Raw genomic sequence first — 20,212 nt, forward strand, 5'->3', positions numbered from 1 at the left:
TCGCCACACCCGCCTCCGCATTCATCACAGGCCAAACCATCGCCTGCGACGGCGGATACACCCACAGCAGCTAAACCACCGCACACACCACACCCACAGGAGAACAGCGATCATGAAGCAGTACCCGCACCTGTACATCGACGGCCAATGGACCGACCCGACCAATGCCCGTGAAGTGGAGCTCATCGACCCCACCCGCGAGGAGGCTTTCGCCAGGGTCACATTGGGGAGCGCTGAGGACGTAGACCGCGCGGTCGCCGCAGCCCGACGTGCGTTCGAAAGCTTTTCCAACACATCGGTGGACGAACGGATAGCGCTGATCGACCGCATCATCGACGTCTACGAGTCGTACACCGACGAGTTCTCCGAGTTGATTGCGCGCGAAGTTGGCATTCCCGTCAGCAGCCGCGCCCAGGTCATGGGCCCTGCAGACCACATGAGGGTGGCCCGGGACATCTTGCGAGAGTACCCCTTCGAGGCGCGCATCGGTGGCGCCATAGTTCGACGCGAGCCGATCGGCGTCTGCGCGCTGATCTCACCGTGGAACTGGCCGATCCAAACCGGTGTCATCAAAACTATTTATGGGCTGGCTGCAGGGTGCACGATCGTCGCCAAACCCAGTATTAACTCCGCAGCCAGCGGCACCCTTCTTGCCCAGGTGATGCACGAGGCGGGTGTGCCGGCAGGTGTGTTCAACCTGGTGAACGGGACCGGCCGCGTCGTGGGCGATGCGCTGTCCCGCCACCCGGGCGTGGACATGATCTCCTTCACTGGGTCCACCGGCGCCGGGCAGCAGGTAGCGGCCGCCGCCGCAGAAACAGTGAAGCGCGTCTCGCTCGAACTGGGTGGAAAGTCAGCCAACATCGTGCTGCCCGACGCTGACCTCGAAAAAGCTGCCCGTTGGAACATTCAACGCAGCTTCTTTAATACTGGCCAGTCCTGCCATGCCCCCACTCGCATGCTGGTACACGAGAGCCAGATGGAGCAGGTGGTCCCCTTCCTCGTCGATGAGGCTCAGCGCTTCCGCCTCGGTGACCCACTGGAAAGCTCGACGACAATGGGTCCGGTCGTCAGTGCCGACCAGTACAAGTCAATCAGAGACCTGATTCAAACCGGTATCGATGAGGGAGCCAACCTCGTCACCGGTGGCCTCGAGCGCCCTGAGGGCCTGGAACATGGCTATTTCGTGCAGCCGACAGTATTCACTGGGGTTACACCGGACATGACGATCGCCCGGGAGGAAATCTTTGGACCCGTCCTGGCCGTCATCCCCTACCGTGACGAGGACGAAGCACTACGGATCGCCAACGATTCCCCCTACGGCCTCGGAGGCTACGTCTTCGGCGGCGACCGGACCACCTGCCGCCGTGTGGTCAACGGGCTGCGTGCCGGGCGAATCAGCTACAACGGCGCAGCCACGGATTCATACACGCCCATGGGCGGATACAAGCAGTCAGGCATCGGCCGCTCCATGGGCAGGTTCGGACTCGAAGAATACCTCGAAACCAAATCCGTGTACGGATTCGAAGACGAGGCCCAAACACTGCCGGCTCTCTTCGGCTGAAACAACCCAAGTCGATCAGGAGACATAGGACATGAACAACGAAGCCCCATTGCTGCGCAACCACGCCAAGGAAAAGTTATCCAGGGGCGAGAGGGTGTATTCCATGACAGTCCGTCTGGTGCGGACCGTCGACATCGCCTCTATCGCCTACACCGCAGGCTTCGACTCCATTTATATCGATATGGAGCACAGCAGCTTTTCCCTGGAGGCGGCGGGTCAAATCTGCCTTGCCTGCAATCATCTCGGCGTCACTCCTCTTGTTCGCGTACCCGGCCTGGATCCGTCCTTCATCGCCAGGGTCATGGATTCCGGTGCCATGGGGATCATCGTCCCCGGCGTGGAGTCGGCCGAGGAGGCGCGCGCTTTGGTCCGTGCCGTCAAGCATGCGCCGCTGGGCGAGCGTTCCCTGGCAGGGGCCGCGCCCCAGCTGCACTACCGCACCCTGCCGGCGGATCAAGTCGTCCGTGAGCTTGATCAGGCATCAATGGTGGTGCCGATGGTCGAGTCCCAGGCAGGCCTGGACGCAGTGGAAGCCATCGCGGCAGTAGACGGTGTGGACATGATCCTCGTGGGTGCCAACGACCTCAGCGTAGAGCTCGGTGTTGCAGGGCAAATGGACCACCCCAGGGTGCACGAGGCATATCTTCAGGTCATCAAGGCCTGCCAAGCGAACGGAAAGTCCGTAGGCATCGGCGGACTTGGTGGGCGCCCGGACCTCATCCGCAAGTATTTGGACCTCGGTGCGGGCTACGTCTCCACCGGGAACGACATTTCATTCCTCAGCGGCGCTGCAGCACAAAAGCGTCAGCAGTTTCAATAAACGGCAAATTTCGGAACAGGGAGCACACATGAAAATCTGCGTATACGGCGCAGGGGCCGTGGGCGGGCACATCGCCGGTCGGCTCGCAGGCAGTGAAGCCGAGGTCTCACTGATCGCCCGCGGCGAGCAACTTGCCGCGATCCGGAAGAACGGGCTGCGGGTGGAAACGCGTGACGGAACCTTGCTCTCTCACCCGGTGGCCACGGACCGGCCCGCGGATCTGGAGCCGCAGGACATCGTCATCGTCGCGGTGAAGGCCCCGGCCCTGCCGGCCATCGCCGAACACGTCGCTTCCCTGCTCCACCGCGACAGTCTGGTGCTGTTTGTCATGAACGGCATCCCCTGGTGGTACTTCCACTCTCACGGGGGAGCCCTGGACGGAACCCGCCTTCAACGGCTGGACCCCGCGGGAGAGCTATGGGACCACATCAGTCCTGAACGCGCTGCAGGCGCCGTGGCTTACACGGCCTGCAGCGTAATCGCACCGGGAGTGATCCGTGCCGAGAATGCAGTCAACCGCCTGATCATCGGACGCCCCGACGGTCAGCCTGACGCAAGGCTCGACACGCTCGCGTCGCTCCTAAACCCCAGCGGTCTGGAGGTCACCACCACGCCGAAAATTCGAGACGCGGTATGGGCCAAACTGGTGATGAATCTGATCGGGGGTTCGCTGGGCGTCCTTACCGCCTCGGCAATGAAGGACGTCCTCGATAAGCCTGCCGTTGCCGGCACCGCCAAGGCAATGGCGGACGAAGGCGTCGCCATCGCTCGCGCTCTCGGATGCGACCCGGGCGAACCCGACAAAGGCCTGGGTAAATTGGCGACGTCCAGCCATCTCCAAAGCATCGCGCAGGATCTGCTGGCTGGACGGCCCATGGAAATCGACGGGCTGTTCCGGGTCCCACTCGACCTGGCCGAACTCGTGCAGGTCCCAACCCCCAACCTCGATTTGGTGATCGAGCTGGCCACCCAGCGTGCACGTGCCGCGGGGCTGTATCACGACACCGGTAGATGACGCCGCTCGTCCTGCGGAAGGCTCCCGCGCTTGAGGTGCCCTGAGAGCGGGCTATGAGACATCCAGACGGCCGTAAATCGGTTGGGGGCACAGTCTATTGAACCAACCATTATCGAACTCAAGGGGAAGTCATGATCACTGATGGTAGGCAAGATGACGAAGACGCCTTCATCGTTGTGGGAACGGACACCGAGCCGACCAGTCCACGCTGGGTGCCGAAGCCAAGCGAACGCGTTGAAGTGCGACGAACAGGATCTGACATACGACGAGGGGTCATCGAGACGGTGATGAAGGACAACTCAGGCTTCTGGTTGGCCGCCGAAGGGGTAGAACCCCGCTTATTTGTTCTCCTGCACGACCAGAAACAAACCATTCGGCGCATCACGGTTTCTGGCTGACGCCAGACCTCAACAAAGTAGCTGCCGCCTGGGGGCAAGGCGTTGCCCTCCGGATGATTGCCCACATGCCGGTTGTTCTTCCGCATCGCAGCCCATTTTCACTCAATCTTGCCGGGTCCGATTGTGCTCGCAACCGGTCGGATCCGGCAATCCAAACAGAACCGAAAGCGACAAACCGTGCCTATTGATCAGACAGACGTAAACACCATTGAACCTCGGCTCAGGGCTATCCACCGGTTGGGGCCAGTCTGCGTAGGAGACACCAACCGGAGCGACTGCCCCTACTGCACAAGCCCTGAAACCGACTAGCCCCCAAAACCCCAGGGCCCCGCAGTTCAAGGTGTCTGACGAACCAGCAAATTCATAAAAAGATTCTTCGTGGAGGAGATTATGCGCACCGTTCCCTTTGGGCCAACAGGCAGCCATGTGCCCAACGTCGTGGCGGGCATGATGAGGATCAAGGACAGTTCCGACAACGACATCCGTAAGCTGTACACCACGGCCCGTGATGCCGGTGTCGACTTCTTCGACCACGCCGACCTGTACGGCGGACAACCGCACACGTGTGAGCAGCGATTCGCCTCGGCCCTGAAACTGAGCACGGCCGAGCGCGAACAGATCACCCTGCAAACGAAGACCGGCATCGTCGCGGAGGAGTGGCATTACGACTCCTCCTACGAACACATCGTGACCTCCGCGGAAGAGTCGCTGGAAGCCCTCGGGACCGACTATATTGACGTGCTGCTGCTGCACCGACCCGACGCGCTCGTCGAGCCCGAGGAGGTCGCCCGCGCGTTTGACCACCTGGAATCCAGCGGGAAGGTCCGCGCGTTCGGCGTCTCGAACCACACACCGCGCCAGATCGACCTGCTCAAGACCGCGGTGGCGCAGCCGATCGTCGCAAACCAAATACAGTTGTCACTCACCCACTCCACGATCATTGCTCAGGGCCTGTCATCGAACATGACCGGCGAGGACGACTCGATCAGCCGGGACGGCGGCGGCATGGTCGACTACGCCCGCATCAACAAGATCACCCTGCAGGCGTGGTCACCCTTCCAGAAGGGATTCCAGGACGGCGTGTTCTTCGGCTCAGCGGAGTATCCAAAACTCAACGCCGAACTCGACCGGCTCGCCACGAAGTACGGCGTCACGCCGACCGCTATTGCTACGGCGTGGATCACCCGCCACCCGGCCGGCCTCCAGGTCGTACTTGGGACTACAACCCCCCAGCGCATCACCGACGCGGCAGCAGGCTCCGACATCCCGCTGACCCGGGGCGAGTGGTACGGCCTCGTTCAGGCCGCAGGGCACAACGTGCCCTGACCCGAGCAGGGCGGACGTGCGGAGCACGACTCCATGCCCATCACCCGACCGGCCAGAACTTCGACTCCGCCGATGGGCGCAACCACGTGTAACGGGCAGGTCCGCACGTGGCCGCCCGTCTCAATCGGCGCATCCGAAACGTGCCACGGACCAAAACAGGCCAGCGACTCCGAAGCAAACACCGCACGCCACAGAAAGCAGGAGCGCACGAGCGCTCCTGACTGAGCGCCCAACTGGTGGCGCCATGGACGGTCACCTCGTGTGTTCCGGCACTGCCGTAACCTTCGTCCATGGTTGCCGAGGAACCCGAGACCGCAAATCCGGACCGCTCCCGGCTACCAAATCTGAGGCAGGCGGGAGTGTCCCGAAAGGCCCGGACGGGCAGGTAATGAACCGGCCGGTCTGCGTGGCGATGGGTGTCACTGCCGACGGGAACGGGACATTCTGGGGCAGGGCCGGAGATGGCGGGAAGGAGCGACGTCCTGGCTCGCGGTGCTGACCGAGACCGAGAACCGCGGTGTTGAGGACGTCTGAATCAGTGTCTGTGATGGACTCAAAGGCCTGCCGGAGGCGATCAATACCGTGTGGCACCCCTCCGCCGTGGTATGGACCTACCTCGTGCACCTGGTCCGAAAACCTTCCGTTGTGACTCGCGGACATGCTGGACCGAAATGGCCCGGGACCTTCGCCTGGTCTACACGGCGCTGTCCGAATCCGCGGCCAAACAACGCCTCGGAGAGTTCGCTGGCAAATGGGGCAGACGGCACCCGGTAATCATCCGGCTGTGAGAATACGCCTGGAGCGAGTTCGTGCCATTTTTAGACTGAGAGGTGGAGATCCGCCGAGTCATCTGCAGCACGAACGGCAACGAATCCCTCAACGCCCGCTACCGCCGCGTAGTCAGGGCATGCGGACACTTCCCCACCATCCCGGCCGCCCTGAATGCCTCAACCGCACGTATGAGCATGCATGGTGTAGCTGTCGTTAGGCGGCGGCAAGGACGGCGTCGGAACGTCTGCCCCGAAAGCAGCGCACTTCAAATGGCAGAGCACTGACGACCCGCGACGTTAGTCCAGACGAGACGCGGTTGGGAGCTGGCATCGACTTTCCGCGCTTTGTTGCTTCGGTGGCATGTCCGCCGCCGCTCGTCCCGTGCCGGAGGAGGGCTCCCCTGTCGCGAGAGCCCGGTTTCTTTGAAAGAACCATAGGGTGAGCGCTAAAACGACGACGAGTGCTGAGCAAGCCATGACCGCCGTCCACTGACCGACCTGCCAGAGCACAGCTGCCAGAGTTGAACCGAGGGCACCGCCAATGAAGTTGCTGACGATGTGGGCCGTGTTGAGGCGGCTGCGCGCGGCAGGGTTTATCGAGACCATCATCGTTTGAAGGAGCACCAGTACGGATTGGGTGCCGACGGAGAGTAATGAAATGGCAATGAGTACGGCGACCATGGATGCGCCGCCGAATCCGGCAAGAGCGACCGCTGCCAAGGTAACAACCAGCCCAATGCCGATGGCAGGCACGGCCCAACCACGGTCATACACCCGTCCTGTGAACTGGGCGCCGATTATTCCCACTACCCCGAACAGGCTCACAAGGCCAATGTGTGATGCTGGAAGGGAGAACGGAGGCGCGGACAGCAACAGTGTAAGCCCAGTCCAGAATGCAGTGAAAACGCACATCAACGACGCTCCAAAGAGCGGGATCACCCTGGCCCGCCGATGCCGAAAAGCAACTTGGAGGACCGAAGAGAGGAGCCGGCCGTAGGTTAGCCGCTCCCTAGGGTTGAGGACTGGAATCGCACGCCACATGATGACGGCAAGTACAAGTATCGTGCCCGATGCCAAGACATAGATCATGCGCCACCCGAAGGCGTCCGCCACTATACCGCTGACCAATCGAGACAGCAGGATGCCCGATAAGAGCCCGGACGCCACCGTCCCGAGTACCCGTCCGCGCTGTTCATCGGTAGCAAGATCTCCCGCGAGTGGCAGCAGCATCTGACCAGCTACGTTGGTGAAGCCAACCAGGGCAAGAGTCGACAGAAGAAGGGCAAAGTCGGGAGCCAGCACACAGCCCGCCAGTGACAAGGAGCAGCAGATCATGATTGCCGGGATCAGGCGCTTCCGGTGCATGGTGTCGCCGAGCGGCACGACGAAAAACACACCGAGCGCATAACCGATCTGCGTCAGGGTGACGAGCAGCCCGGCCGTGCCTGGTGCGACGTCCAGGTCTGCAGCAATGTCGCCCAGAAGCGGCTGGGCCCAGTATAAGTTTCCGACGCCGACGCCGCCAACGAAAGCGAAGAGAAGAGTTAAGCCCAGGCCGATCCCCGGCATTCTGGCGGGCCTGTCTTTGCGGGCGACCAAGGCGACCCCTTTCAGCGTGGGAATTAGGCGAATGAGTCTCTTCGGAACAACCCTGTTGCTGGCAGCTAGAAATTAAGAATATCTCAAAACATAGGATTTTGCAGAGGACGTGAGGTGTTATACACCCTCCTCGCCGTCGCGACCCGTGGTCAATGCCGCGCCACCCCTGCAAGGAAAGGGCGGAAGCCGTGCCACGCGCGGTGCGAAATTGCCGCTGGCAGCCAGCAGAACAGCAGTAGTCCTGGGGCTGCCTTTAGCGGCTGGTGCTAGAGCCTGCCTGAATCGGACAGCCCCGATTGCAGCGAAACGCCGTGCCGCACCGGCCCGGCGACCATGTTCAATAGATCTTAAGCGACCTGCGTCGGGACGTAGGATCCGAGCATGTCCGCCATCGGTATGCGCCCGAGTTCGCCAGCGATTTTCTCCATGACGTGCAGCACACCTTGGGCTGCCTCTTCGGTGAAGCGGAAGCTGGGTCCGGACACGGTGAGTACGCCGACGATATCACTACTGCCGGCGGCTCGGATGGGATAGGCAAGGGCGGCAATACCCTCCTCGAAGATGTTGGGTAGGTACAGGTGACCAGCCGTCCGTGCCCTGTGCAGTATTTTCAGGGCCTCTTCGATGCTGCGGGGCGCGGCAGAACCGTACTCGTCCGGAAGTGCGAACCCTTCTGCCTGTAAACGTACCGCAGCCTCGTCGTCGGAGAGGTTGCTAAGCAGGAGTAAGCCGCTTGCGGTGGAGGCAAGGGGAATGCTGCCGCCGTGGACATGAAGGGGATCGTACTTCAGGCCGGACTGCCTGCCCTGGGCCTTGCTGACGCGTACAAGGTGGTTTCCGTCGACGAGGTTCAGGCGAGCGAGCTCCCCGCTGGCCACAGCGAGATCTTCCAGCAAGGGGCCCGCAAGGGCCACCAGCGGGATCAGTTCGAGGTACTGCAGGGCGTGAGACGTAAGTTTCAGCGTCAGATGGTAACGTCCAAACTCGTCGATACGCGCATATCCCAGACGCGTCAGTTCCCCGAGCAGCCTGTGTGTGGGGCCTTTGGATGTCCCTAAGGCCGTAGCGATGTCAGTGAAGGTGAGCCCCCGTGGCGCGCGGCTCATCATCTCGATTGCGTGGAGTCCGCGCTCCAGTTCAGCGCTCATGTCTTCTCCATACTGCATCCACCAATTCTTCCTGCCGAACCCGGCGTCCTTCACAGGCGGCGAGCATACGGCGTCAGGACCTGCCCGCGAGTTGCGAGCCGTCCAGCACTCCCAGCCTAGACGACTGGAACCATGTTCCACAGTTCCGCGAAGGCTATTGACCAAATCCTATATCGCGGGATACTGTCAAGTTCTGGAACTAAGTTACACAAAGCTGAGGTCCACATAAGCCTGCGAATCCCACCGCCGAGCCAAGGCATTTGCGCCCACGTCATCGGTGATGAGCTGAGACCAAGTAGCACAGAGGTCAGTGACTGCGCGAGGCCACAGCCCGCACTCTCACTCACGGCGCAACAAATTCGCAAGGGGCAGGAGACCACCCGCGCCAACGCCACGAGCCTAATCAAGATCTCGAGGGCATTCGAGGGCACCTGAACGGAACTTGCGACACTTACCTGCCCCCACAAACGAGAAGTCCCTATTACAGCAGCATCATGCAGGCACTCAACGAGGAGACGTACCATGAAAAAACCTAAGACCGAAGTTCGCCCACATCAGAGACTGTTGGGCGGCGCCATCGGCAGCGTCGTCGAGATTTTCGACTTCTCGGTGTACGCACTGACGGCACCGGCGCTTGCGATTCATTTTTTTCCCAAGGGCGATCCGGCCGCAGCGCTGCTTGCAACATTTGCGGTCTTCGCTGCGGCGTTCTTCGCCCGGCCGCTGGGGGGCGTACTTTTCGGCATCCTCGGCGATCGTCTAGGCCGAATGCGTATTCTGTCCCTGACGGTCCTGATGATGGGCGGGGCCACGCTGCTGACCGGGTTGCTCCCCTCGTATGCGGCGATCGGCATCGCTGCACCGATCCTGCTCGTGATCTGCCGCCTCGTACAGGGCCTGTCACTGGGTGGCGAGTCCTCCGGCGGCTACACCTACGTCATCGAATCCGCCCCCGACAACAAGCGGGGGAAGTGGATCGGTATCGTTATCTTTGCGCTCTACTTCCCGACCGCGTTCCTGTCGCTGATGATCGTCGGTATCAGCGGTGCAATGGGCGACTCCGCCTACATGGAATGGGGATGGCGCGTGCCCTTCGTTATCGGTGGAGTGATCGCTGGGGTCGGCTTCTGGCTGAGGTTGCGCCTCGATGACCCTGAGGAGTTCAAGGCCGCGTCGGTCAAGAAGGTCACGGTCAAGGACACGATGCTCGGCCTCGCCCAGTCGTGGAAGTCTATCGGCCGGATTCTCCTGCTGCAGGCTCCGCAGACAGCAGCGGCCTACCTGCTTATCGGGTACATGTTCACGTTCGTCGTGACGCACGGCCACCTTTCGCAGTTTCAAGCGCAGCTGACCACTGGAGCCTCGGTCCTGCTCTTGGCCTGCCTCGGGCCGGTCTTCGGCAGCGTCAGCGACCGCGTCGGACGCAAGCCTGTGCTTTGCGCGGGATTCATCTGGTTGGTGCTGATGGCCTATCCGGCATTCGCTCTGGCTTCGAACGGCACCGTGATCGGGGCCCTCCTTGGTCAGTGCCTCCTGGCGATCGGCGTTGCTCTCATCAATTCGGCGTTCTTCGTCATCGCGGTCGAGGTCTTCCCGACGAACGTGCGGTACGCCGGGCACGGGCTGGCCTTCAACCTCGCAGCGGCCATCTTCGGAGGAACGACGCCGCTCGTCGCCACAGCCCTTGTGAATCAATTCGGTACTCCCGTCGCCCCCGCCTTCTATGCAATCGCGCTCGCACTGACGCTGGGCTTGGCTGGATTCCTGCTCACGCCGGAAACCCGTTACGTGAGCCTGCGCCACTCTTTGCTAGGCGACCGCAAGCACAGTGCGAGTGACTCATCCGCGGAGGCCACTGCATCCGCCGGGGCGCCCACCGCTCCGAACTCGCCCGACATCACAAGGCAGTAGTCGCCTAGGCACCTACCATGGTCCGGGCCAAAACCTGACTCCGATTTTCACCCAAGAGAGGCAATACAGCCGCATACTATCCGGGAGGGCTTCCAATGACTAATAACCTGATGACAAACCATGATTCGGTATTTATCGGGGGTGACTGGGTAGCATCAGCAACACGTGACCGTATCGAGGTGGTTTCACCGTGGAGCGAGGACGTTATCGCTACGGTGCCTTCGGGCTCCCGCGCGGACATCGACCGTGCGGTGGCCGCCGCTCGTCGTGCCCTCGACGCCGGGCCGTGGCCCTCAATGTCTCTCGCAGAACGTGTAGCGATTCTGAAACGGCTGCGCGAGCTCCTCGTTCAGCGCAGCGAGGAGCTCGCCCAGCTCATTACGGCTGAGATGGGCTGCCCCATCACTCAGTCCCGCAACATTCAGGTCGTCAATCCCGTTGGCATCCTCGACGCGTACCTCGAGACTGCGGCGACGTACCCCTTCCGTACGGTGCGCCGTTCGGCGAACGGCCAGGCTCTCGTTACGCGTGCGCCGGTTGGCGTGGTGGCGGCTGTGGTGCCGTGGAACGTACCCGCCTCGCTGACTGCCCAGAAGATCGTCCCGGCGCTGCTGGCTGGTTGCACGGTTGTACTCAAGCCGGCGCCAGAGACGCCGCTGGACGCCTACTTCGTGGCTCGACTGCTCTCAGAGGCCGGCCTACCGTCGGGGGTTCTGAATGTTGTGCCGGCCGACCGAGAGGTCAGCGAGTACCTGGTGTCGCACCCCGGTGTGAACAAGGTGACGTTCACCGGTTCGAGTGTCGCCGGTCGGCGGATCGCAGAGGTCTCCGCACAAGACCTGCGACGAGTGACCCTGGAGCTCGGGGGCAAGTCGGCCGCCGTCATCCTCGACGATGCCGACCTGGATGCCGCTGTATCAGCCCTGCGCATCGGGTCCTTCAGAAATAGTGGACAGGTCTGCAGCCTCAAGACCCGGCTCCTGGTGCCCGCGCAGCTTGAAGACGAGTTCCTCGACCGCCTCAACGCGATGATCGACACGATGCCGATCGGTGACCCCCGGGACGAGGCCACTCAAATCGGCCCCCTCGTAAGCGCCCGTCAACGTGAGCGGGTTGAGGGGTACATCGCATCCGGAATCGCGGAAGGCGCCCGGCTCGTCCGGGGCGGGGGGCGGCCTTCCGGCCTAGATAAGGGGTGGTTCGTTGAGCCGACGGTATTCACCGGCGTCGACCCGGACGCCACCATTGCCCAGGAGGAAATCTTCGGACCAGTGGTATCGGTCATCCCGTACCAAAACGAGGACGAAGCGATCGCCATCGCCAACAACTCCGACTACGGCCTCAACGGGTCGGTCTTCACCGCGGACATCGAGCGCGGATTGCGCGTAGCCGGCCGGATGCAGACGGGAACGGTGGAACTGAACGGGAATCCGGCGGGTTTCCGCGCCCCGATGGGCGGAGTCAAGCAGAGTGGAATCGGCCGCGAGTTCGGCCCCGAAGGTATCGACGCATACATCGAACTGAAATCGATCGGAATCTCGAAGGAAGTCGCCGATTCACTGCAGTAAGCAACCCTGTCCTTCCGCGCCGTACTTCGAATGCTGTGCGACCCCCTATGGCGCACCCACCGATGGCGTGAGCCGCTGACCATGCACGTTTAGCTTTCTACATCAAGGAGAATCCCATGCAAGGAGTTCTATTCAAGGGCGACCGCAAACTCGAACTGCAGGAGTTTCCGGACCCAACTCCGGGACCCGACGAGGTCGTCGTCGAAGTTCGCGCGTCGGGAATGTGCGGATCAGACCTGCACGAGTACCGGAAGCCGTCAGGCCAGACCCCGAAAGCCATCGCCGGCCATGAACCGGCCGGCGTGGTCGTGGCCGTCGGCGAACTGGTGCCGGCGTCATGGATCGGGCGCTCGGTGATGATCCACCACTACATCGGTTGTGGGCGCTGCGACCAGTGCCGGACGGGTTGGACCCACATGTGCCGTGAGGAGCATCGCGCGCTCGGATACGCGGTGAACGGAGGGCACGCCAACTATATCCAGGTGCCGTTCTCGATTGTTATGCCGTTGCCTGACGGTCTGTCGTTCGAGGCGGCTGCCGCCATCAGCTGCGGGACGGGAACCGCGTGGGGGGCACTCGAAATGATTAACCTGCGCGGCGACGACACCATCGCCATCTTCGGGCAAGGGCCGGTGGGTCTTTCCGCTACCCAATTGGCCACCGCGCTCGGAGCCAGGGTCATTGCGCTCGATATCGAACCTCACCGGCTGGAACGTTCGCGCGAGTTCGGCGCAGCCGAAGTCATCAATCCGCTCGAGGTCGGCTCCGTCCGCGAGGCAGTATTCGACCTCACCCACGGCCGCGGCGTGACGAAAAGCCTTGAGACATCAGGTGCGCCGGTTGCTACCAATCAGGCGCTTCAGGTGCTCGGCCTCTGGAGTACCGTGTGCTGGGTCGGGCGTGGAGCCCCGCTCCAGGTCGACATGACAGAACTGCTTTCGAAGCAAGTAACGGCCAAGACTTCCTGGACACTCTCCACGGAGCAGATGGGTCGGCTGGCAGACTTTGTCCTTAATCGCGGGGTTGACGTCGATGCTCTCTTCACCGATCGATGGAAGCTCAACCAGGCAGTCGAAGCCTATGAATGGTTCGACCGCCAGAGCAGTGGTAAGGGCGTTATCGTCCCCTGAGCATCTCTACTGTGCGCAGCCAATCGGCATAAGACATGGCTGAATCCCTGATTGAGGTAAAACGAACAGAGAGGTTTGGACTCGCGTCATGGAAGGACAGGAATTGCTATCCAGCGCGGGTTCAGAGCCAGGGACTCCGGCAAGCGCCGGCAGTCTGGCTAGGATGCCCCCACATCCTGTCGCTCTTCAACGAACCGGAGCCGGTTTGGTCGACAGCGTCTCTCGTTGAGGCTCCGGGAACTTCTCGTGCCACTATACGAGGCAGGGTTACTCACCAAGTCCGCAACGGCTATTACAGTCTAGGCCCACGGTCGACACGGATCTGCAGATCCGATTGGCAGACCCGCAGCTGATGGCCAGTGAGAGGCCCTCGAGGGATTGGTGGAGGAGATCGGCCAATCAGCCCTTCTGCTCACCGCGTTCCATGATGCCTCGCCCTGTGCGGCGGGGAGTGCCGCGCGTCCCGGAGCTCCCCGAATCAAATAGATGGAGGACGGCGGCGCTCGCTGTTTCAAGGTGGAGTCCAGCGGGAAGGTCCGCGCGTTCGGCGTCTCGAACCACACACCGCGCCAGATCGACCTGCTCCAACCGCTGTGACGCGGCCGATCATCGCGAACCAGGTACAGCTGTCACTCACCCACGCCGCAATCATCGCCTAATGCCTGTCATCGAACATGACCGGCACGGACGAATCGATCAGCGTGATGGCGTCGTTGTCGTTCTTGCCGGCTGGAAAGATACTCAGGTCCGGACCGTACAGGAACAGCGCGACGCCCACCGCCACGCAAAGGAGCTCCACCACCAGCTCCAAGGGGTCATCGGGCACGGGCCGGAACACACCAGCACCCGGAACACGACGACGATCACGATGGGCAGCAAGTTCCTGAGCGCCTGAAGGAATTCAGCTCTGAATCGGCGGAATATTTTCGATGTGCTATTTCCGTTGGAACCGGTGCGGCGATTCAAGAGAGCGGCAGCCAATTCCCCACGCAACTATGGATGTCGGCTAGTCATGAACTCGGGGCCCTTGCTTCTCGAACACATATCCTCAAATTCGCCTGCCGGTGAAGACAGATGTCGAAGCGCCAATCAAGAGGACGAGGATGAAGCCAGTCACCTCGCTGATGAGACGCACCACTCCTACCCTGGCCGCCGCGGCGACAAGAGTCGCCTCTTCCGCCGCGGGCACACGCGCATTGGACAACTGGGAGGGCCCCGGTCCCTGGCCTCCGCGTCATGCCGCCCCGCTCCCCCACTTCCATGAACCACCAGAAGCAACTTCGCTGTTTGTCATTCTGATCCACATCATCGCTGGGCGGGTCCTCCACGCAACCAGGGCGCTACGCGCCGCTCACGATCCAAAGTTTCGTTCGGCGCTCCTCCGTCGCTTATTTCCTCGCGAAACTTTGAACCGCTCCCGGTTCCCCAAGTTGCGTTCCGGACCCTCCAACCCAGCGGTGACTCCGTCTATCAGAACGACGCATAAATCTGACAGACACATCCGGTGCCCGCCAGTCGCTGAAGGAGAAGGACCATGGAACCGCTCACCATCAAAACCCCGGCCGACGTCCTCAGTTTCGTCGGGCACACCCGCGGGTTCTGGCCGCACGAGAGCCTCGTCTGCATCACACTGGACGCCAACCGCGTCGGCGCAACACTCAGAGTCGACCTCCCGACACGGGAGGGCGGACTCAGGTACGCCCGCACTGTGGCCGACTACCTCGCCCACGACGCCAGCGCCGCCAGCGTGCTCTTCGCCGTGTATACCTCCGAACCCCAGAAACCCGGGCAGCCCAAGCCGCACGCAGCAACCATCGCGGCGCTGACGTGCGCGCTGGCCGAACGCGGCATGACCATCCGTGACGGGCTCCTCGTCGGAGACACCACCGTCTCCCCGTACGACGGCGACCTCAAGGACGGACTGACGCTCCCGCTGAAAGCGACCCAGTCCAGCCAGATCAACGCCGAATTCGTCTACCGCGGCAGCACCGTCGCACCGACCAGCCGCATCACGCTGCCGGCCTCGACAAAAGAAAACCGCACAGCGGACGCCGTCGATGACCGGGTGAAAGCCATCCACGGGATGAATCCGGGCGAGGCCCTCGAGCAGGCCAGAACACTCTGGGACGGCATGCTGGACGCGATCTCCTACCCGAACCACGATGAGACCATCAGCCTGATTGCCAACTTCCAGGCCCCCGCCATCCGCGACCAGCTCATGGCCGACATTCCCGGAATCGACGAACCCATGGACCGGGTTCTCCTGGCCCAAACACACGGCGGGCCTCAATGGTCCCGGGTCGAATGGGCACAGCAGCTGCTGCTCCACGCGTACACGCACAGCAGCACCAAACACTCGGCCCCCATCCTCACCGCCATCGCCTTCGTCAATTGGTGGGAAGGCCGAGGCAGCAAAGCCCACCAGTTCCTGGAACTCGCCCTCGAAGCAGACCCCGCCTACCGTTTGGCCAGGCTCAGCGACCTGATGATCGGCTCCGGAATGGTGGCCGGCTGGAACATGGACAAAGACCGGGCCTTCCGGCCCTGGGGCCTCGAAGCGTCCTGACCTGCAGTCAGAGGGATGAGGACGACGACGGCGGGACGTCCCGGAACCAGCTCCCCGCCGCCGCGTCCCACCCGTCCGGATCAGAATTCCACTCCTGCGTATGCTCCACGGAAGGGAAAGTGAACAGTGTTGCCAGCTCGGGGCGCCAAAGTCGGACGGATCAACCAAATCAGGGCTGTCCGGAAGAAGAGTCCGGATCCCACACACCTGCACTCTGTCGACGGATCGTGCGCCGGCATCGGACAGCCCGGAGACGTTCCAGCTGAACCCGGGACGTCCAACGACACCGACGATCCGGGCCGCAAAGTCATGTCGCCGGCAACAGAGAACCGCATGAAGTAGTGAAGGCAGAACGATGAGGAAGGGACCAAAATGCAGGCCGAAAGGCCGACTGTGCACAGAAGTGTGCACAATGTGCACACCCCTTTGGCCGGACAAACACGCCATGAGCGCACTCTGCCTGCCTCGCAGAAAGCAGCCCATCCTTCGAACATCCTCGAAGAAATTCAGAATCGTCATGTCGTCACCACAACTCTTGGCCATGAATGAGTGACGGCCAACACCCGACCACCGGTGCAGCCAGATAGGACGGCACATATCCCAGATTCCAGCCGGAGGAGGGCCCACAGGCCAGGGCTCTGATCCCACCACCCACATAACTTCATAGGCCATCGCGGCGCCAGGCACAGTCCGTGGCCAGTGTCAGAGGGACCCGCGGAGGGTGAATGTCCAGACATTAAAAGCAAAAACCCCTCTGGCGAGGGGTCATGCGTGCCCGAGGTGGGACTCGAACGTGATTCCAGGCCTTGGAAACGCTTGGAAGTGGCAGAAACATGCGGAATCCGGGCCAATCCGATGGCTGTACGAGGTAGTTCGAGACGGGAAGTGTGGACATTGTCCACACTTCCTTTCTGCGCGATGGACGCCGAGCAACAAGGCCTTGACGCGTCCCTGCCCATCCGTGGGGCGTGCCGGGAAACCGGCACTGCCGCCCTTGCAGCACGCAACCCCCCGGATCGATGAAGTATCCACCACAGTGATTACACCTCCTTCATCAAGAACATGGTGGAGACGGCACCGTAGAACAAGACCAAGCCCCACGTGTCAGCCCGAAGACAGAACGTCCATTGTCGGCGCTAGAGCGGGACGAGTGGCATTGGATGAGGTTACTTGTCCAACGCCGCTTTGAACTGTATTCCTGAGTCACAGATGGGTCCGGTTGTTTGGGTCGGCATCGACGGCATACTCGGCATCATTTCGCGTAGCAGCAGTTACTTAGTCAACTTGGCGGGTTCCCTCTCCGCTGACAAATGGTCGCTAGCCGCCGTTGCTTCATAGAAAGCAGTGAGCTCACGTTTCAGGATCTTTCCGCTGGGTCCCAGCGGCAGTTCCTTCATGAATTCGATGATCCTGGGGTACTTGTAGGCGGCCAGCCGCGTCTTGGCAAAGGCTGCCACTTCCTCCGCCGTCAGCGTGGCGCCAGGGGTTGGAATGATGGCCGCTGCTATTTCTTGCCCGTGGGTTTCGTGGGGGACGCCGAAAACGGCAACGCTGATCACCTCAGGGTGTTCGTTCAGAACTTCCTCGATTTCACGCGGGTAGACGTTGTAGCCGTTCCTGATGATCATGTCCTTTTTGCGGTCGAGGATACGAAGGTAACCGTCGCTGTCCTTGGTGCCGAGGTCCCCGGTACGGAACCATCCGTCGATGACCGCTTCAGCGGTGGCATCGGGGCGGTTGAGGTAGCCCTTGAACAGGTTGTGTCCTCGGATGACCAGTTCTCCGAGCTCTCCATCGGGCAGCAGTTCGATCCTGTCATCGATCTCGGGCCGTGCTACCTCGATCTCTACGCCCCAAATCGGGGTTCCGATGGTGCCGGGTCGCGGCTTGGTGCCTACGTGGTTGAAGCTGGCCACCGGTGACGTTTCGGTAAGCCCGTAGCCCTCGTGGACCTCGGCGCCGAAGACTTCACGGAATTTTTCCAGAACAGCCAAGGGAAGTGATGAGCCGCCTGAGACGCCGTAGCGCAGCCGCACAGGTCGGGCGGGATTGGTTTTGGCAGCCGCCAGTAGAGCTGCGTACATGGTCGGCACTCCGAAGAACACGTCGATTGCGTGTTGATGAATAAGTTCCAAGGCGGCATCGCCCGTAAATCTGGGGCACATGACAATGGTTGCGCCCGCGCGCAGGCCTGTGTTGAGAACGCATGTCTGGCCGAACGTGTGGAACAGCGGCAGACCACCGAACACCGTGTCGCCAGCCCGGAAATCAAGAGTGCCGGTCAACAGCACATTAACCTGTTCCATCAGGCCAAAATGCGTGCCGAGGGCTCCCTTGGCTTTTCCCGTAGTCCCCGAGGTGTACAGGATGGTTGCCGTGTCCTCCGGCCTCCGCGGGACATAGTTTTGAATTGGGGTCGCCGTGGCGGCTTCGGCTTCCAGCCGCCCAGAAACTCCGGCACCTTCGGGGGCCATGACGCTGACGACGTCGACTTCCGCCCTTGCGGCCCCGGCGGCGCCTTCTTCGAGCAGCGGCGCTGCACAAACCAACAACTTGGTGCCGCTGTCGCGCAGGGCGAACTCGATTTCTGCGGCTTTAAGCAGTGCATGCACCGGGACCACGATCCCTCCGAGGGCGAGGATTGCGTAGTAGGCACGGGCGAAATCTGCCACGTTGGGGATGAGGACGGCGACGGGGTCACCCGGTCCGATGCCGCGCTCACGCAGGGCTCCGGCGTAGGCGCGGGTCTGCTCCCACAGCCTTTTGTAGGTGATCTCTTCCTCGCCGACAATGAGGGCTGTGGCGTCAGGTCTGCGGGCTGCGGATTCGGCCAGGATAGCCGCCACGTTTATGGTGCCGAAGGCATTGTTGGCTGGCGTGTTTGTCATGGTGTCATGTCCTTGCTTGGTGGTTTCGGTAGGTTCAGGCTTTGAGAATGAGGGCATCGCCCTGACCGCCGCCGCCGCAAAGGCCTACGACGCCGGTCCCGCCGCCGCGGCGCTGGAGCGCCAGTGCCTGATGGAGGACCAGCCGGGCGCCCGAGGCGCCAACGGGATGCCCGAGGGCGATGGCACCGCCGTCGGTGTTGATTCGGTCCGGGCTGACGCCAAGGTCTCTGGCCGACTGAATCACAACGGACGCGAACGCTTCGTTGATTTCAATCAGGTCCAAGTCTTCGACTGCCAGTCCTTCATGTTTGAGCGCGAGTACAATCGCCCGCGAAGGCTGGGAGTGGAGGGATCCATCGGGACCTGCAGTCTGACCGTGGGCACGGATTTCGGCGATCCACTCCAGGCCAGCCGCTTCAGCCGCAGCCTTGCTGGCGATGACCACCGCAGCGGCCCCATCAGAAAGAGGTGAAGACGAACCGGCCGTAATTGTTGCGTCGTCCGCAGCGGAAAAGGCAGGTTTGAGCTGGGACAGTAGCTCCGCAGTCGTTCCCGGACGGATGCCTTCATCGGAATCCAGCACAATTGCCGGCCCCTTACGCTGGCCGATCGTGACGGGCACGATTTCGTCGCTGAGGATTCCTGCCGCGCGGGCCTCTTCCGCGCGTTGGTGGGAACGTGCTGCGATCTCGTCCTGCTCCTCGCGGGCGATACCGCGGGCAGAGTTGCCGGCATCGGTAGCGGCGCCCATCAGGTCACCACTGAACGGATCCTGCAGACCGTCGTTGTAGAGGGAATCGATCAGGGGCGCGTCCCCGATGGTGATACCGGAACGAAGACCCATGGCCAGGTGCGGGGCGTTGGTCATGGATTCCTGACCGGCAGCCACGACAAAGTCGGCCTCGCCGGTCCGGATCATCCGGGCTGCGTCGATCACGGCGGTCAGACCTGACAGGCAGAGCTTGTTGACCGTTACGGTTGGGACGTCCCAGCCGATCCCTGCACCCAAGGCGGCTTGTCGGGCAGGCCCCTGACCCGCGCCGGCTTGAACGACCTGGCCGACGATGACTGCTTCAATGTGTTCGGCTGCCACGCCGGCCCGTTCCATGGCGGCACGGATGGCATGGGAACCGAGTTGGCTGGCCGTGAGGGAGGCAAGCCCACCCCGGAAGCGGCCGAAAGGTGTACGGGCACCGCCGAGAATGACAGGGACATGGGTATTTGGGGACATGGGTAACCTTTCAGAGGTTTCAGAAGTCACAGCGGCATGGAAATGGGCTGCGGAGGCGTTTACGCATAAGCAGCGATGGCCGCGGCCTGATGGAAGACAATCGGCACGGACGGGCGGGAGATCAGCAGCATTACGTGGCCCTGCGCCTTCTCATACAGCGCACGGGCCTCGACTCCCTCTGCTGCAATTCACAGGGCATCCGCGGCCATGGTTACGGCTTCCACGTAGCCGGTCCGGATGACCCGACCGTTCTTGAGGACGTGCACCTCGAGGCCGAC

15 protein-coding genes are annotated in these 20,212 nt (G+C 62.0%); 10 read left to right on the forward strand and 5 right to left on the reverse strand.

The features are described from left to right. Positions 1-112 precede the first annotated feature (112 nt). The 6 genes from J2805_RS16350 (at position 113) to J2805_RS23925 (ending at position 6,178) form a co-directional block, all read left to right on the forward strand. A complete protein-coding gene (locus J2805_RS16350) occupies positions 113-1,564 on the forward strand; it encodes an aldehyde dehydrogenase family protein (RefSeq protein WP_309978061.1) in 1,452 nt (483 codons plus the stop codon). A gap of 31 nt (positions 1,565-1,595) precedes the next feature. Continuing rightward, entirely contained in the window at positions 1,596-2,384 is a 789-nt protein-coding gene (locus tag J2805_RS16355; protein ID WP_309978063.1) for an HpcH/HpaI aldolase family protein, read from the forward strand. 28 nt (positions 2,385-2,412) lie between these two features. Continuing rightward, entirely contained in the window at positions 2,413-3,399 is a 987-nt protein-coding gene (locus J2805_RS16360) for a ketopantoate reductase family protein (protein ID WP_309978065.1), read from the forward strand. Between the two features lie 131 nt (positions 3,400-3,530). Further along, positions 3,531-3,797 carry a hypothetical protein gene (locus tag J2805_RS16365; RefSeq protein WP_309978066.1) on the forward strand — a complete coding sequence of 89 codons (267 nt, stop codon included), beginning with the start codon at positions 3,531-3,533 and terminating at the stop codon, positions 3,795-3,797. A 390-nt stretch (positions 3,798-4,187) separates the two neighbouring features. Next, positions 4,188-5,123, forward strand: coding sequence for an aldo/keto reductase (locus tag J2805_RS16370; protein ID WP_309978068.1), 936 nt, complete (start codon positions 4,188-4,190; stop codon positions 5,121-5,123). A gap of 830 nt (positions 5,124-5,953) precedes the next feature. Continuing rightward, a complete protein-coding gene (locus J2805_RS23925; RefSeq protein WP_396134387.1) occupies positions 5,954-6,178 on the forward strand; it encodes a transposase in 225 nt (74 codons plus the stop codon). 12 nt (positions 6,179-6,190) lie between these two features. Here J2805_RS23925 and J2805_RS16375 read toward each other — a convergent pair whose 3' ends face one another. Both J2805_RS16375 and J2805_RS16380 read right to left on the reverse strand, forming a co-directional pair. Next, a complete protein-coding gene (locus J2805_RS16375) occupies positions 6,191-7,492 on the reverse strand; it encodes an MFS transporter (protein WP_309978070.1) in 1,302 nt (433 codons plus the stop codon). 347 nt (positions 7,493-7,839) lie between these two features. Then, the gene (locus J2805_RS16380; protein ID WP_309978071.1) at positions 7,840-8,640 is read right to left on the reverse strand and encodes an IclR family transcriptional regulator; all 801 of its coding nucleotides are present in this window, start codon (positions 8,638-8,640) and stop codon (positions 7,840-7,842) included. A gap of 522 nt (positions 8,641-9,162) precedes the next feature. On the opposite strand from J2805_RS16380, the gene J2805_RS16385 reads away from it, so the two are divergent. The 3 genes from J2805_RS16385 to J2805_RS16395 all read left to right on the forward strand — a co-directional run bounded on the left by J2805_RS16385 (position 9,163) and on the right by J2805_RS16395 (position 13,249). Further along, on the forward strand, positions 9,163-10,551 hold the full coding sequence (locus J2805_RS16385) for an MFS transporter (protein ID WP_309978073.1): 1,389 nt from the start codon (positions 9,163-9,165) through the stop codon (positions 10,549-10,551). A 95-nt stretch (positions 10,552-10,646) separates the two neighbouring features. Next, positions 10,647-12,119: an aldehyde dehydrogenase gene (locus J2805_RS16390; protein WP_309978075.1), complete on the forward strand. Its 1,473-nt coding sequence runs from the start codon at positions 10,647-10,649 to the stop codon at positions 12,117-12,119. A gap of 116 nt (positions 12,120-12,235) precedes the next feature. Continuing rightward, positions 12,236-13,249: an alcohol dehydrogenase catalytic domain-containing protein gene (locus J2805_RS16395; RefSeq protein ID WP_309978077.1), complete on the forward strand. Its 1,014-nt coding sequence runs from the start codon at positions 12,236-12,238 to the stop codon at positions 13,247-13,249. 655 nt (positions 13,250-13,904) lie between these two features. Here the strand turns inward: J2805_RS16395 and J2805_RS16400 are convergent. Then, a complete protein-coding gene (locus J2805_RS16400; protein WP_309978079.1) occupies positions 13,905-14,075 on the reverse strand; it encodes a hypothetical protein in 171 nt (56 codons plus the stop codon). 708 nt (positions 14,076-14,783) lie between these two features. Between J2805_RS16400 and J2805_RS16405 the strand changes: the two genes are divergently transcribed. Further along, positions 14,784-15,815, forward strand: a complete 1,032-nt coding sequence (locus J2805_RS16405; RefSeq protein ID WP_309978082.1) for a DUF4192 domain-containing protein — start codon at positions 14,784-14,786, stop codon at positions 15,813-15,815. Positions 15,816-17,086: 1,271 nt separating this feature from the next. Here the strand turns inward: J2805_RS16405 and J2805_RS16410 are convergent. Together J2805_RS16410 and J2805_RS16415 are read right to left on the reverse strand one after the other, a co-directional pair. Further along, positions 17,087-18,703: a long-chain-fatty-acid--CoA ligase gene (locus J2805_RS16410; RefSeq protein ID WP_309978083.1), complete on the reverse strand. Its 1,617-nt coding sequence runs from the start codon at positions 18,701-18,703 to the stop codon at positions 17,087-17,089. 34 nt (positions 18,704-18,737) lie between these two features. Then, a complete protein-coding gene (locus J2805_RS16415; protein WP_309978086.1) occupies positions 18,738-19,934 on the reverse strand; it encodes an acetyl-CoA C-acyltransferase in 1,197 nt (398 codons plus the stop codon). Positions 19,935-20,212: the final 278 nt, after the last annotated feature.

This window comes from Arthrobacter oryzae (assembly GCF_031454875.1).
Taxonomy (GTDB): Bacteria; Actinomycetota; Actinomycetes; order Actinomycetales; family Micrococcaceae; genus Arthrobacter; species Arthrobacter oryzae_D.

Bases quoted from the DNA above. Each gene is read 5' to 3' on its own strand.
- J2805_RS16350 (WP_309978061.1), top strand. From the start codon at position 113: ATGAAGCAGTACCCGCACCTGTACATCGACGGCCAATGGACCGACCCG.
- J2805_RS16355 (WP_309978063.1), top strand. From the start codon at position 1,596: ATGAACAACGAAGCCCCATTGCTGCGCAACCACGCCAAGGAAAAGTTA.
- J2805_RS16360 (WP_309978065.1), top strand. From the start codon at position 2,413: ATGAAAATCTGCGTATACGGCGCAGGGGCCGTGGGCGGGCACATCGCC.
- J2805_RS16365 (WP_309978066.1), top strand. From the start codon at position 3,531: ATGATCACTGATGGTAGGCAAGATGACGAAGACGCCTTCATCGTTGTG.
- J2805_RS16370 (WP_309978068.1), top strand. From the start codon at position 4,188: ATGCGCACCGTTCCCTTTGGGCCAACAGGCAGCCATGTGCCCAACGTC.
- J2805_RS16380 (WP_309978071.1), bottom strand. From the start codon at position 8,640: ATGAGCGCTGAACTGGAGCGCGGACTCCACGCAATCGAGATGATGAGC.
- J2805_RS16385 (WP_309978073.1), top strand. From the start codon at position 9,163: ATGAAAAAACCTAAGACCGAAGTTCGCCCACATCAGAGACTGTTGGGC.
- J2805_RS16390 (WP_309978075.1), top strand. From the start codon at position 10,647: ATGACTAATAACCTGATGACAAACCATGATTCGGTATTTATCGGGGGT.
- J2805_RS16395 (WP_309978077.1), top strand. From the start codon at position 12,236: ATGCAAGGAGTTCTATTCAAGGGCGACCGCAAACTCGAACTGCAGGAG.
- J2805_RS16405 (WP_309978082.1), top strand. From the start codon at position 14,784: ATGGAACCGCTCACCATCAAAACCCCGGCCGACGTCCTCAGTTTCGTC.
- J2805_RS16410 (WP_309978083.1), bottom strand. From the start codon at position 18,703: ATGACAAACACGCCAGCCAACAATGCCTTCGGCACCATAAACGTGGCG.
- J2805_RS16415 (WP_309978086.1), bottom strand. From the start codon at position 19,934: ATGTCCCCAAATACCCATGTCCCTGTCATTCTCGGCGGTGCCCGTACA.